We start from the raw sequence: 14,508 nt of genomic DNA on the forward strand, positions 1-14,508 counted from the left end.
CGCAATTTAGTGAATAATCAGAGATCGAAAGTCCTCCTAACTATTGAATATCAGTGTTTTCAAATTGATATTCGTTAATTAGTTGTTAGCGCTGCTGATTATTGGGTAACAATATTTATACACGCACATAGATGCGCTTGCTGTCCAGTATTTTACCTACGCTCCAGCACAATAACATATACGCCAAAGCAAACAGCAGGGAGCCTACTTTACCGGGCGCAATGGGCTGGAACACGTGGTTATTGATCCAGGCATACAGGGAGCCGTTGCTGCCAGCCTGTATAAAGTACAGGAAGATGACCAGCACTTCTGACAACAGGTACAGGAACAGCGGGTTTTTGCCAAACACAGTGAAAAAGCCGGTCCAGCCCGTTTGTTGTTTGAAATCTATTATGAAAATGAGTAAAGACAATAATAACAGGTCTATACCGACAGTATACAGCACATAAGAGCTGGTCCAGATCTTTTTGTTGATAGGCAGGGCCAGGTTCCACAACTGGGCCACTATGATCAGCGCCACGCCGGCTAAGATCAGCTTTTTTAAACCATCCATGGTCTTACCCTGCTGCTGCACAAACAGGCCGGTGTAATAACCGGCTACCACATTCACAATAGCGGGCAGCGTACTCAGAAAACCCTCGGGGTCAAACGGGAAGCCTTCGCCTTTATACAGGTGGCGGTCGCCCATGATCCAGCGGTCAAAACGAAGCACGGCGTTGCCATGCAGGCTGTAAGGATCGCCGGGTTGACCAAACTGCCAAAGGATAAACCAATAGCCTAAGAGCAGGATAATGGACAGTGCCCATACGCCCTTTTTAGGCAGAAAATAGATCATCAGGGAGGCCAGTCCATAACAAAGCGCAATACGTTGTAATACGCCCAGGATACGGGTATCACCGGCAGGAATAAACTCCCAGCCACCATCTGCGCTATGCCGCACAAAGGGCAGCCAGTACATCAGAAAACCCAATAGGAAAATGAGAAAGGTCCGGCGGAGTATTTTGCTCAATACCGCAGCCGTACCCAGCGCTTCATACTTACGCATGCTAAAGCTCATGGCATTACCTACCGCAAACAGGAAGGAGGGGAACACCAGGTCAGTAGGCGTACAGCCATGCCAGTGGGCATGCCGTAACGGCGCAAAGATATCTTCCGTGCCCGGTGTATTTACAATGATCATAAAGCAAACAGTCATGCCCCGGAATACATCCAGTGGTAGGAAACGTTGTGGTGCTGACGACATAGGAGATGGAATTAATTCCGAATATTACGCAAAAAAATTACTAACCGCCACTTTTTCCTACTTTAGTTGAAAAAAGGGGTGAGTCATAAAGTAACCATAGCTGATATTGCCAGGGAGTTAAACCTTACAGGGGCTACCGTATCCAGGGCGCTGAACAACCGTAAAGGTACCAGCGAGGATACGCGTAAGCTCGTGCAGGCGGCCGCGGAGCGAATGAATTATCACCGTGACCGTATCGCTTATTCACTACGCGCCGGCCGTACCAATATCATAGGCGTGATCATCCCCAGCGCAGAGATCAACTTCTTTGGCTCTGTGATACACGGCATCGAGAACATGGCCAATAACCATGGCTATAATGTGCTCATCTATCAATCCAATGAGCTGCCGGAGTTTGAACAAAAAGGCATTTCCACTTTCCTGGGTTCCAGGGTAGATGGCATACTGGCCTCCGTAGCCAAGGAAACCACCAATTTCCGGCACTACCTGGAGATAAAGGAGCGCGGTCTGCCCCTCGTTTTCTTTGACCGCGCTAACGACAGCCTCAATATACCCTCCGTGGTGGTAGATGACTATAAAGGCGCTTATTACGCCACGGAGCACCTGATACACCAGGGCTACCAGCGGATAGCCCACATTGCCGGACAACAGCACCTCAAAATATTCCGCGACCGCCTGGAAGGGTACAAGGCCGCGCTCAGCGCCAACAATATGTCCATAGAGGATGACCTTATCTATAATGGAAATGTATCTATTGAGGCCGGCCGCCAGGCCATCCGCCATTTCCTGGAATTATCCAACCCGCCTGATGCGGTATTTGCCGTAGAGGATTTCTCCGCCCTGGGGGCCATTAAGGAGCTGAAGGACCGGCAGATCATCATTCCCGCCGACTTTGGCGTGGTGGGTTTTGCTAATGAAGCCTTTGGCGAGCATATTACCCCCAGCCTCAGCAGTATTGACCAGCAAACGGTACAGATGGGAAAAGAAGCTTTTAAGCTCCTGCTGGAGCTGATAGAGGAGGGAAAAGGAGCTGTGAAATATAATACCAAGTCTAAGATCATCCTGGAACCGGTACCGGTATTCCGGCAATCCAGCCAGCGCAGGGGGTAGGGGCTGCTGTCAGACCGCCCTCACGTCATCTACCATACCGGTTTCCGGCGCTTCCTTCCAACATGCTCGCCACCGCCTTCTTCCACTGTGGCCCATCTACAGCCCGGCATCGCCTCCGGCCAGCCGCCATGCGCCGCTGCTGCTCCCGCTTCCCCCCGCGCCCTTCTTCCGCTGCCGCCGCCTCCGCCCAAAAATTCCCTTTGCAATACCAAAGTAATCGATTACTTTTATTCCCATTCCGTTTACTTTAAAACTATTGGTACTATTAACGTAATCGATTACCGTAAACTAATCAGTTCCACATGCAATCACCAGACATACAGCCTGCCATCCACGAGTCTTCCAGCCCGGCAGCGGCCCTCCAGGCATTTTGTGAAGCGAATTTTGACGCCGCTCCCCTGATCGTACGCGCCGCCGGCCGTATTAACCTCATTGGCGAGCACACGGACTATAATAACGGTTTTGTACTCCCTGCAGCCATCGATAAAGCCATTTACCTCGGCATTATCAAACGTAACGACCGTCAGCTACGTTTCCATGCGCTGGATATGGACGATCATTACAGCGGTAGCCTGGATGACCTGCAGCCGTCCCCCCGCCACTGGCCAGACTACCTGCTGGGCGTAGTACAACAGCTGCAGCAGCGCGGCTACCCCATAGCCGGCTTCGAATGTGCTTTTGGCGGCAACATTCCTCAGGGCGCCGGCCTTTCATCATCCGCGGCACTGGAATGCGCCGTGGTGTTTGCCCTTAACGAGCTGTTCGATCTGAAGATCTCTGACCTGGATAAGGCCCTCCTGGCACAGGCGGCAGAGAATAACTTTGTAGGCGTACGCTGTGGCATCATGGATCAGTTTGCGAGTATCTTTGGCAAACGCCAGCACCTTATTAAGCTGGACTGCGGCTTAATGCAGTATGAATATATCCCCTTCCGCTTTGATGATGTACGCCTGGTGCTGCTGGACACCCAGGTAAAACATTCACTGGCTTCTTCTGAATATAATACCCGCCGTGCAGAGTGTGAGCAGGGTGTTGCGTTGGTGAAGGCCCATCACCCGGAAGTAAACAGTTTAAGGGATGTAAGTCTGGCCATGCTGGATGAATATGTAAAACCGGGCCATGCCCTTACTTATAACCGCTGCCGTTATGTAGTGGAAGAGATCCAGCGGCTGCACGATGCCTGTAACGATCTGCTGAAAAACGACCTGGCCGCATTTGGCCGCCGTATGTTCGCCACGCATGAGGGCCTGGATAAATTATATAATGTTAGTTGTGAAGAGCTGAACTGGCTGGTAGAAATGGCAGCATCACAGGAGGGCTTACTGGGCGCCCGTATGATGGGCGGCGGTTTTGGCGGTTGTACCATCAACATCGTAAATAAAGATGCGGTGCCGGAATTTATTGCACGGGCCAGCTACGGATATCAGCAACAATTCAATGTGCCATTAAACGCATATGTTACCAATATTGAAGATGGATGTAGAACGATATAACTCAAAACAACACATCCACGCCGCCAAAATAACTCCGCTCCGGCGCCGGATTGTAGTAACGTGCGCCTACCGCATTCAGATCATTCCCTAGGCTGTAGGATTGATTCAGCATATTATCAGATCCCGCAAACACAGCCACTTTGCATTTGCCATGCATCGGCAGCTGCCATCCCACTTTACATTGCACCAGGTGATAGGAACGGGCAAAAGCGGTATTAGCGTCGTCCAGTGGAAGACGGTCCGTATAGTTATGCTGTCCAAACAGGTATACATTCGCTGGTAGCTGTATCAACAGGCTGTTCACGATCACCTGTTTGGGAACCCCGGTCAGCTGGTTGCCGGAAAAATCCTGGCCTGCGCTATTGTAATCGCTGAACCGGAAATGACTATAGGTATAGCTGCTTTGCCATTGTAATCCCCGCAGCAGGCCTTGATGCCGCGGCGTCACTATCCACAGCATACCCTGCGCCTCTACGCCCGTTTGACGAGTACCCCCAGCATTGGTGAAAAATTCCGTGCCATCGTCATGCAATTTTCTTACGATCGCGTGCTGCAGACGGTAATAATATACAGAGGCGTCTATCCAGAAACGATTGTGGCGCCCGCTCATCCGCAGGCCTGCTTCATGGTTCCAGCCGTTCTCTGCCTGCAGGGTGTTGTTAATGATGTTATCAGAAGCCCTTACTTCTGCAATAGCGGGGGTAGAGTAGCCGCGGCTAACTGTTACACGGGCGGCCAGTTCCGGCGTGATGAGGTAGGAGAGGGACAAACGCGGCATCAGCTGCGCGCTGAAGTTGCGGGTGCTGTCACCTTTAGTGGCGACCTCATTAAAATTATAACGGAAGTAGTTCAGACTAACAGCGGCCTCCCATATCCAGCGCTCATGCAGTCGCAGGCTTACGCTGGTAAAATAAAAATGTTGCTGTGCCCTCAGCTTATCGGCTGCCTGTACGGTATCCCGTTTACCTGCCCGGTTGCCATAGTTGACAATATCAGAGCTGGTGACCTGCCATTCCAGTCCAGTATTCCAGGTAAGATGCAGATCGCTCTGGCCAATACGCTGGTCATGTAAAGAGATATAGGTACGCACGCCGGCGGTGTTCTCATCCCTTGCTTCATAATTGGTGATGAAAGGGTTCTCAAAATGCGTAGTAGCGCCAAACACAGTGATCACATGTTTCCAGGCAGAGCTGATATTGGCTTCATGCACCAGTCCTCCCTGGAAGGTACGGTTATAGATGGCTGCCTGCTGTGTTTCCGCGCCTGGTAAAGTGGCAGTCGCCGGTCTTGCGGCCCGCGGGTTAGCCAGGGATTGGGCCAGGGTAAGACCACCGGGCGTGCGGTAACGGAGATCACTGTAAAAAGCCAGCAGTTTTAACTGGTTATGGGCATTATACTGCCACTGCTGCGCAGTTTGTACATAATATCTTTTCAGTGCGCTGTTAGCGCGGTATCCGTCAGACTGTTGGTAGGCCTGGTAAAGGCTTAACTGGTAAGGTCCCCATTGCTGCTGATAGCCGGCCTTTTCATGGAACAGGCCATAGGAGCCGCCCTGCACACCGGCCCTCAGATGGGTAGTATCCGCTGCTGTGCCTAAGGGATGTAATAATATGACACCGCCGGAGTTAGCCCCAAACAGGCTGCCATCAGGTCCCTTCAGGATCTCTGCGCTTTGTATGGCGCCAGGATCGGCCAGGTTCAGGTAAGTGTTGCCGCCGGCGTCTGTGAGCGGCATTTCATCCATATAGATCTTTACATTACGGATGCCAAAAGGAGAGCGCAGCAGGCTGCCGCGTACAGAAAGGCGGTAGCTGCCAGGGGAACGTTCTTCCATCCGTACGCCTGGTACCGTATTCATGGCAGGCACAAGGGTAGCGCCAGGCTGTAGTTGAAATTGTTTGTTGCTGATCACACTGGTAGAAGTAGGCACCTGCAGCAGGTTCTGTTTATGCAAATAGGCTTCTACCACGATTTCGTGGAGCTGATGTGTTGTGTCAATGGTCTGTGCGGTAAGGCCGGTTACGGGTAACAATGCCGTAAGCAATAGTATACTTAGTTTCATAATGGATAGATAATTAACTACAACAGATCAAATAAGACCAGCGGTAATTTGTTATTACCTGGCTAATGTAGAAAATATTTTGCAGCTTATGTAAGCAGCGGCTGGTGCAGCCATACACGGCCCTTTACCATCTCCGCTATCAACATTTTAAAAAATTCTATTTCACTTCTTTGGAAATATAATTTAGCTACGTATATTTGTCTACCAATTCAGTAGAGTATTGGAATAACAAAATTACCACCACCCTGGAGTACTTGTCCGGCTTAGTGCTCCGGCAGTGTTGTCCCACCAGCAAAACACTGTCCGCCGGTAAATGACTAACAATAAATTATTGTTTTATGCAACGGTATCTGCATGTAATGGGTGAGGTGGTAACCAATCATTGTTCTTCTTATAAAGATAGTGCCAGCAATGGCCGTTGTTGTAGCTAAGCGTTGTTTGCTGTAAATATATGCCCGGTAAGGCTTGCGGGAATGGCATGTTGCAAATTTATTGGTGGTAAATTTTGTGTAATGTGCCTCCCGCGCCCCGTGGCATTATCTTTCCCTGCATGATCTTAAATATTTAACATTACAAATACTTCCTTTAGCAAGATAGGTGAGCCCGATCCGGATCTCAATCCGGGATGGTATTTTAGACCTTAGATGCAATTGTTGTTGCTTTTCCATAAAAAAATATCCGTTTTATAAATATCAGTTTATATAGGACCGTAACCAATCTTTATTGTTACCCGTAGTAATTATTGTATGCCCGCAAAACCCCGATACAAGGCTGCTTTCATAGAGAAGTGGCCTTGTTGTTTGTAATTTTCTTTCATCATCGTATGGAAAGTTTTTTATGCAGCATCTAATTATAAAACGCTTATACCATGATGACCTCAACCACAAACTCCGGGAACGATTTTCTTGATATCCTCTTTAATGAGCGCAACAAAGAGTACGGCGCTTACATATTACGCCGGAAATATGATCAGCGGGTACGCAATGCAATTATAGGCACCGCCTCAGTAGCTTTGGTGATCGTTGGCGGGTATGCGCTTAATAACCGTTTGATGGCTTCCAATAATTTAAACAGGCCGGCCCCGCCGCCAATCGAAACAGTGAAGCTGATGGATCCCAACATTGAACAGCCGGTAACGCCTCCTCCTCCGCCCCCTCCTCCGGCCGCTCCTGCGCCGCAGGTACATACAGAGCGGTTTGTGGTGCCCGTTATAGCAAGGAATGTAGCTGATGAGGATGTGCCGCCGCCTATGGATGAATTGCAGCATGCTGCGATTGGCGTCACGACTTCCGCCGGTGTAGATGCAGATGAAGTGCCTGATTTTGGCAAGGCCGGTGGCTCTGGCGTGGTAACCCTTACAGAGCCCGCAAAAGAACCCAGACCGGAAGAAGTGTTTATTTTCGTAGAAATCCCGCCCACTTTTCCTGGTGGGAATGAAGCCTTGGCCCAATACCTCCGCAAGACTGTCCGCTACCCTAATCTGGCGGCTGAAAACGGCGTATCTGGGAGGATATTTGTACAATTCGTGATCGATTATGAGGGAAATATAAAAGATGTAAAGACAGTAGGTAATCATGTGGGCGCCGGGCTCGAAGAAGAAGCTATGCGGGTGGTAAAGGCAATGCCCAAATGGAAACCTGGCAAGCAGAACGGCCGCTACGTATCTGTACAATTCAACCTCCCCATCGTCTTCCATCTCGACAACTAATCTTATCTTCTTATTTGCGGGGACAAAAACGTGAAAGGCAGTGTTCTTATGGCCCATGGTGTGCATGGGCCTTTCACGTTCATCTTACTCCCCCTTTACCAGACTTTCTTTTTTTGCTATAACCTTTCTGCTTTTATTCGTACTTTTCGACCGGGAATCAGCAAATCATTCAGCATGGAAGCACCGGTTAACAATACACTGCAGTTATTCAGGAACCTGGTAGGAACTAAGTTTCAGCTCTATAACAGCCTCTTTACTTCGTTACCCTTCCACCGGGTGGAGAAAACAGGCATCTTCCTGTCCCTGTTCCTGCTGCATTGTGAGGAGGGTTATCAAAAGGAACAAAGTCCCCAGGAAATACTCAACTCCTTCTTTGAACAATACACCACCTATAGGGATGAACAGCAGCAGCTGGACCTCTTATTCCGGTTCGTTCAGTATTCAGAACGACAGGTGGTGCTGTTTGATGCGCTGGAAGACGCGGCCTTCCGCGAGATCCACGATATGCAGGGCGCCGGCACCTTACGCCACCTGCAGTCAGAAGTAACGCAAAGCCGCAAGGAAGACCAGCTGGCAGAAAAGCTAAAGGATTTCTCCGTACGGCTGGTGCTTACCGCCCACCCAACACAATTCTACCCCGGTGAGGTGCTGGGCATCATCAATGACCTGTCCAGGGCCCTCATCAATGATAATACCGCTCACGTAAATAGTTACCTGCAGCAGCTGGGCAGAACGCCCTTCTTTAAAAAGGAAAAGCCCACGCCCTATGACGAGGCCATCAGCCTGGTCTGGTTCCTGGAAAACATCTTTTACCAGGCAGCAGGCCGTACGGTCACCTATCTCAGATCACATTTCCCGGAAGCCGTAAGCACAGAGAATTCCCTGATCCGTATGGGCTTTTGGCCCGGCGGCGACCGCGATGGCAATCCCTTCGTAAAAGCGCCTACCACCCTTCAGGTGGCAGAGGCATTACGCGGCGCCATCATCAAATGTTATTACCAGGATGTGCGCAAACTGCGCCGCCGCCTTACTTTCAAAGGCATCGAGAACGAGCTGGCCTCCCTGGAGCAGAAACTGTACAGCAACCTCTTTATTCCCGGCCACCGTACAGACCTTAGCCGTAGCGAGATCCTGGATACACTGCTGCGCATACGCGATACGATACAACAACAACACAACGGTCTTTTTATAAACCTGGTAGAAACCCTCATCAGCCGCGTAGAGCTGTTTGGGTTATTCTTCGCCTCCCTGGATGTGAGGCAGGACAGTTCTGTGCATAGCCCGCTGCTGGATGCCCTGGCAGAAGCAGGCGAAGTATTGCCAAAGAACTACACTTCCCTTTCTGAAGAGGAAAAGATAAAGGCCCTCATGCAGATCAGCAAACCGGCCAACACCAATGTATTAAAAGACCCTCTGCATAAGGATACGCTGGAAACCATCAAGGCCGTGCAAACTATCCAGCAGGCCAATGGAGAAGAAGGCTGTAACCGTTACATCATCAGCCACAGCACCAGCGCACTGAATGTAATAGAGGTATATGCCCTGTTACTGCTGGGCGGCTGGAAAAAAGAGGCATTAACGGTGGATATTGTACCCTTGTTTGAAACCATCGATGACCTGCGTGCAGCCGGTAACGTAATGCGGAGCCTTTATGAGAATGAAGGCTACCGTCAGCACCTGCAACGCCGTAATAATAAACAGACCATCATGCTGGGCTTCTCCGACGGCACCAAGGATGGCGGTTACCTCATGGCTAACTGGAGCATCTACAAGGCCAAGGAAGAGCTCACAACATTGTCCCGCGAGGCGGGCATCAATGTGGTCTTCTTTGACGGTCGTGGCGGCCCTCCCGGCCGTGGTGGCGGAAAAACCCACCAGTTCTACGCCTCCATGGGGCGTAATATTGCCAATAAAGAGATTCAGCTCACCATACAGGGCCAAACCGTAAGCTCCAACTTCGGTACAGTGGATTCTGCGCAGTTTAACCTGGAGCAGCTGGTACACGCCGGTATCTCCAATGAACTGTTCTCCTCCCGTGAGGTGACCCTGAGCGCGGAAGACGAAGCCCTGCTCCAGGCCCTGGCAGATGAGGGCTATCGCTCCTTTAACCAGCTAAAGCAACATCCCAATTTCCTGGACTACCTGGAACATACCAGCCCCCTGCGCTACTACGCAGAGGCTAACATAGGCAGCCGCCCCTCTAAACGCAACGCGGCGGCCAGGCTCAACCTGAACGACCTGCGGGCCGTGCCCTATGTAGGGGCATGGAGCCAGCTTAAGCAGAACGTGCCTGGTTTTTATGGGGTAGGGGCCGCCTTGCAGCAGCTGGACAAAGCCGGTAAATGGGAAGCCCTGGAACGCCTTTATGGCAATTCCCTCTTCTTTAAGACGCTGCTCGATAACTGTGAAATGGCCATGATCAAAAGCTACTTCCCCTTAACGGCCCACCTGGCTAAAGACCCGGTATATGGGCCGGTATGGAAGATGATCTACGAAGAGTTTGAGCTGACTAAGAAATACCTGCTGCGCCTCTCCGGGGCTACCTCCCTGATGGCGGATAGCCCGGTAGACCAGCTGTCCATCCAGATGCGGGAACGTATAGTACTGCCCCTGGCTACCATACAACAGTATGCGCTTGGCCGTATCCGCGAGCTGGAACAGGAGGAAAACGCTAATGGTCATAAAGCGGTGTTTGAAAAGCTGGTAGTACGCTGTTCTTTTGGGATCATTAACGCCGGCAGAAATTCAGCCTGATTGCAGTTGTCAGAATTATTTAATAACTTCATAATACCTTTTCAGTTGAGTTCTTGAACGTCGTTCAATAACTTCATGCCTGCATTTACAACTGTATTTATTATTTTTTGTTCATTTTTGAATGATACGGGAATCTTTTTGTGAGCAATGAATGGTCGGCATATTGTCCATAAGGGCGCAATAATGACACATGATTCCGTGTTTTATACATCATAAATTTGGTAAATCGTAATACTATTTGTTCTAATTTTACGTCTACTTTCACCTTTACTTTTGCTTATGTCAAACAGTTTATATGACTTTGGAATGATCGGCCTCGGCGTAATGGGCAGGAACCTGTTGCTGAATATGGCCGACCATGGCTTCTCCGTTATCGGATTTGATAAGGATACTACCAAGAACAATGCGCTCGAAGCAAGCGCTACCCCTGGTACTACGGTAAAAGGCGTGCCCGAGCTGGCCACTATGGTGCAACTGTTGCAAAAGCCCCGCCGTGTAATGATGCTGGTGCCCGCCGGCAAACCGGTAGACGATGTGATAGAATCCCTGTTGCCCCTCCTGGAGCCGGGTGATGTGGTGATAGACGGCGGTAACTCCCACTACACAGATACCCTCAGAAGGGTAAAGTACCTCCGCGAAAAACAACTCCATTTTATGGGCATCGGTGTTTCCGGTGGTGAAATGGGCGCCCGCACCGGGCCGGCCATCATGCCGGGCGGCGATGTAGACGCCTATGAAAAGGTACGCCCCATGCTGGAAGCTATTGCCGCCAAAGTAAAAGGTGAGCCCTGTGTAGCCTATTTAGGTAAAGAAGGCGCCGGCCACTATGTAAAAATGGTGCATAACGGCATCGAATATGGCATTATGCAGCTTATTAGCGAAGCATACAGCCTGCTCAAAGCAGTAGGGCTGGACAACGATCAGCTGCATAAAGTGTTTGCGGACTGGAATAAAGACCAGCTGCAATCTTTCCTCGTAGAGATCACCGCGGATATCTTCCTCCAGAAAGACGATAAAACAGATAACCGCCTGGTAGATATGATCTCCGATAAGGCTGGCTCCAAAGGTACCGGTAAATGGACCTCTCAGGATGCTATGGACCTGCCGGTTGCTATACCAGTGATCGATACCGCCGTGGCCCTGCGTACGCTCAGCGGTTATAAAGAAGAAAGGGTACAGGCCGCCGCTTTATATGAAAAGCCGGCAACCACCATCAACACACCCATAGATACCTGGATCCAGCAGGTGCATGACGCCCTGTATTTTGGCGTACTGATCAGCTATGCACAGGGTCTGGCTATGTTATACAAGGCTTCTGAAGAGCTGAAGATGGAAATACCACTGCCGCAGGTAGTGAAAGTATGGAGAGGTGGTTGTATCATCCGCTCCGTACTGCTGGAAACATTCTTCAACGCTTACCAGCAGTCTCCTGACCTGACCAACATCCTCCTGGATAAAGAGGTGGCTGGCCTGGTACAGGGTATCGCCACCAATGCCCGCACCGTGATCGCCCAGGCGGCACAGGCAGGTATACCGGTAGCCGCTATCATGTCCGCGCTTTCTTATTTTGATGCGTACCGCACAGAAAGGATGCCTACCAACCTGGTACAGGCACAGCGCGATTATTTTGGCGCCCATACCTACCAGCGTACAGATATCGCTGGTACTTTCCATACGGTTTGGGAACAACACTAAGATAAAGCCATTGGCCATTAGCTTTTAGCAGCTGGCGCAATGCCTGCCTCTAAAAGCTAATGGTCAAGTGCTAAAAGCAATTATAAACACAATTTTATGCAAGACCATAAACGTCCGCCAGCCTCCGTGCTGTTTATCTTTGGTGGCAGCGGAGACCTGAATTACCGGAAACTATCACCCGCATTATATAATCTTTTCCTGGACGATTGGATGCCGGAGCAATTTGCGATCGTAGGCATCGGGCGCAGCCCATATACCAACGAGGCATACAGTGAACACCTGCTGGACGGTATCAAGAAGTTCTCCCGCCGTAAAGGGGAGCAGAATGGCCACTGGACAGACTTTTCCCAGCACGTAAGCTTCCTGCAGATGGATGCAGAGAATGTGGACTCCTACGAGGCCATCGCGGATATCGTGAAAGGCAGGGAGCAGGAGTGGGGCAAGCACCCCAACGTGATCTTCTACCTGGCCGTAGCGCCGCAGCTGGTGCCCGCTATTGCCACCAAACTGGGAAAACTGAACCTGTGCAGCGATACGCACAGCACCCGCATTGTGATAGAAAAACCCTTTGGTCATGACCTGCAAAGCGCGCATGAGCTCAATGCGCTGCTGGGCCGCATGTTCTCCGAAGAGCAGATCTTCCGTATTGATCACTACCTGGGTAAAGAAACCGTACAGAACCTGCTGGCATTGCGTTTTGCCAATGCCCTGTTTGAACCGGTATGGAACCGCAACTTCATTGAATATATACAGATCACCGCTGCGGAAAGCGTAGGCCTGGAAGGCCGCGGTGGCTACTATGAGCGCTCCGGCGCCCTCAGGGATATGGTGCAGAACCACATCCTGCAGTTATTATGTATGGTGGCCATGGAAGCGCCTGTATCTTTCGACGCTAACGAGATCCGTAATAAAAAGGTGGATGTACTCAACGCCATCCGTCCCATCAGCCGTGATAAAGTACACGATTACGCAGTGCGTGGTCAGTACGCCGGCGGTTGGAAAAAAGGAGAGCGCGTACTGGGCTACCGTGAAGAAAAAGGCGTTACGCCCGGCTCCAACACGGAAACCTATGCTGCCGTAAAATTCTATATCGATAACTGGCGCTGGCAGGGTGTGCCCATCTATGTGCGCACCGGCAAGTTCCTGAACCAGAAGACCACGCAGATCAACCTGCAGTTCCGCCAGGCCCCGCACTATGCATTCCCCTCTGAGTCTGCAGAAACCTGGAGGCCTAACCGTATGACCATCAGCATACAGCCGGAAATGGATATCCGCATCCGCTTCCAGGCCAAACGCCCTGGCCAGACAATGACGCTGGATCCGGTAGAGATGGTGTTCAACTACGATACCGCTTATGGCGAGCACGCGCCGGAAGCATACGAGACCCTGCTGCTGGATGTAATGGAAGGAGATGCTACCCTCTTCATGCGCGCAGACCAGGTAGAAGCTGCCTGGAAAGTGATCATGCCCATACTGGAAGCATGGGAGAACCGCGTACCGCAGGACTTCCCCAACTATGCGCCGGACTCCTGGGGACCAAATGATGCGGATGCGCTGATAGCACAGGATGGCCACAGCTGGATCAACTTATCTAAATAATATGATAATGTGCGAATACGCTGATGTGTAACACGCACATCAGCGTATTCGCACATCAAATAATTAACTATGGAGCTTCATATCGCCAAAGATCCGCAACAACTCAGTGAGAACCTGGCCGCCTGGATCAGCAATTATATACAGGAAGTATTGCAGGATCAGGAGCGCTTTACCTTTGTGCTCTCCGGCGGCAATACGCCTAAACAGCTGTATCAGTTGCTGGCTAAGGAACCTTACCGGCAAATGATCCCCTGGGAAAAGATCCATTTCTTCTGGGGTGATGAAAGGGCCGTGCCTTTTGAGGATGACCGCAATAATGCAAAAATGGCGTACGAGACCCTGCTCACGCCCCTGGGTATACCGGAAGAGAATATCCATGTAATGCGTACTGATATTTTACCGGAAGATGCGGCTGCTGAATATGAGGCGTTGCTGAAAGAATATTTCAACAACAGCGAGGTAACTTTTGACCTGGTGCTGCTGGGTATGGGGGATGATGGGCATACCCTGTCACTGTTCCCCGGCCTGCCAATTGTACTGGAGCAGAAAGCCTGGGCTAAAGCCTTTTTCCTTAGTGCACAGCATATGTACCGTATTACCCTCACCGCCCCGGTAGTGAACCGTGCGGCCTGCGTGGTATTTATGGCTACAGGCGCTGGAAAGGCTATTACGCTTAAGAATGTGATCGAAGGTACCTTCAATGCAGAGCAATTCCCTTCCCAGCTGATACGTCCGCAGGATGGCGAACTGCATTGGTTTGTGGACGAAGCTGCCGCCGGCGCGCTGGAATAAGCACTTTTTAAAGAACGTATAATAAAGGTCCCGGTAGCTGCCCGCTGCCGGG

General features: G+C 50.7%; 10 protein-coding genes. 7 read left to right on the forward strand and 3 right to left on the reverse strand.

The genetic code is table 11. The features are described 5' to 3' along the window. Nucleotides 1-115 precede the first annotated feature (115 nt). Nucleotides 116-1,243: an acyltransferase family protein gene (locus F0L74_RS15965; protein ID WP_149838911.1), complete on the reverse strand. Its 1,128-nt coding sequence runs from the start codon at nucleotides 1,241-1,243 to the stop codon at nucleotides 116-118. A gap of 78 nt (nucleotides 1,244-1,321) precedes the next feature. Between F0L74_RS15965 and F0L74_RS15970 the strand changes: the two genes are divergently transcribed. Next, nucleotides 1,322-2,353, forward strand: coding sequence for a LacI family DNA-binding transcriptional regulator (locus tag F0L74_RS15970; RefSeq protein WP_149838912.1), 1,032 nt, complete (start codon nucleotides 1,322-1,324; stop codon nucleotides 2,351-2,353). 96 nt (nucleotides 2,354-2,449) lie between these two features. On the opposite strand, the gene F0L74_RS33305 is transcribed toward F0L74_RS15970, so the two are convergent. Continuing rightward, nucleotides 2,450-2,590, reverse strand: coding sequence for a hypothetical protein (locus F0L74_RS33305; RefSeq protein ID WP_188316035.1), 141 nt, complete (start codon nucleotides 2,588-2,590; stop codon nucleotides 2,450-2,452). Between the two features lie 65 nt (nucleotides 2,591-2,655). Here F0L74_RS33305 and galK point away from each other — a divergent pair, with 65 nt between their 5' ends. Next, nucleotides 2,656-3,846: a galactokinase gene (galK, locus tag F0L74_RS15975; protein WP_149838913.1), complete on the forward strand. Its 1,191-nt coding sequence runs from the start codon at nucleotides 2,656-2,658 to the stop codon at nucleotides 3,844-3,846. Between the two features lies 1 nt (nucleotide 3,847). Here the strand turns inward: galK and F0L74_RS15980 are convergent, their stop codons facing one another. Next, entirely contained in the window at nucleotides 3,848-5,908 is a 2,061-nt protein-coding gene (locus tag F0L74_RS15980) for a TonB-dependent receptor (RefSeq protein ID WP_149838914.1), read from the reverse strand. 868 nt (nucleotides 5,909-6,776) lie between these two features. Here F0L74_RS15980 and F0L74_RS15985 point away from each other — a divergent pair. The 5 genes from F0L74_RS15985 (at nucleotide 6,777) to pgl (ending at nucleotide 14,456) form a co-directional block, all read left to right on the forward strand. Then, on the forward strand, nucleotides 6,777-7,616 hold the full coding sequence (locus tag F0L74_RS15985; RefSeq protein WP_149838915.1) for an energy transducer TonB: 840 nt from the start codon (nucleotides 6,777-6,779) through the stop codon (nucleotides 7,614-7,616). Between the two features lie 174 nt (nucleotides 7,617-7,790). Further along, nucleotides 7,791-10,370 (forward strand): phosphoenolpyruvate carboxylase, encoded by a 2,580-nt coding sequence (locus tag F0L74_RS15990; protein ID WP_149838916.1) that lies wholly within the window; start codon nucleotides 7,791-7,793, stop codon nucleotides 10,368-10,370. Nucleotides 10,371-10,649: 279 nt separating this feature from the next. Beyond that, a complete protein-coding gene (gene gnd, locus F0L74_RS15995; RefSeq protein ID WP_149838917.1) occupies nucleotides 10,650-12,065 on the forward strand; it encodes an NADP-dependent phosphogluconate dehydrogenase in 1,416 nt (471 codons plus the stop codon). A 96-nt stretch (nucleotides 12,066-12,161) separates the two neighbouring features. Then, the gene (gene zwf, locus F0L74_RS16000) at nucleotides 12,162-13,664 is read left to right on the forward strand and encodes a glucose-6-phosphate dehydrogenase (protein ID WP_149838918.1); all 1,503 of its coding nucleotides are present in this window, start codon (nucleotides 12,162-12,164) and stop codon (nucleotides 13,662-13,664) included. 69 nt (nucleotides 13,665-13,733) lie between these two features. Then, nucleotides 13,734-14,456, forward strand: coding sequence for a 6-phosphogluconolactonase (pgl, locus tag F0L74_RS16005; protein ID WP_149838919.1), 723 nt, complete (start codon nucleotides 13,734-13,736; stop codon nucleotides 14,454-14,456). The last annotated feature ends 52 nt before the right edge of the window (nucleotides 14,457-14,508 follow it).

The organism is Chitinophaga agrisoli, assembly GCF_008386695.1.
Classification (GTDB): Bacteria; Bacteroidota; Bacteroidia; order Chitinophagales; family Chitinophagaceae; genus Chitinophaga; species Chitinophaga agrisoli.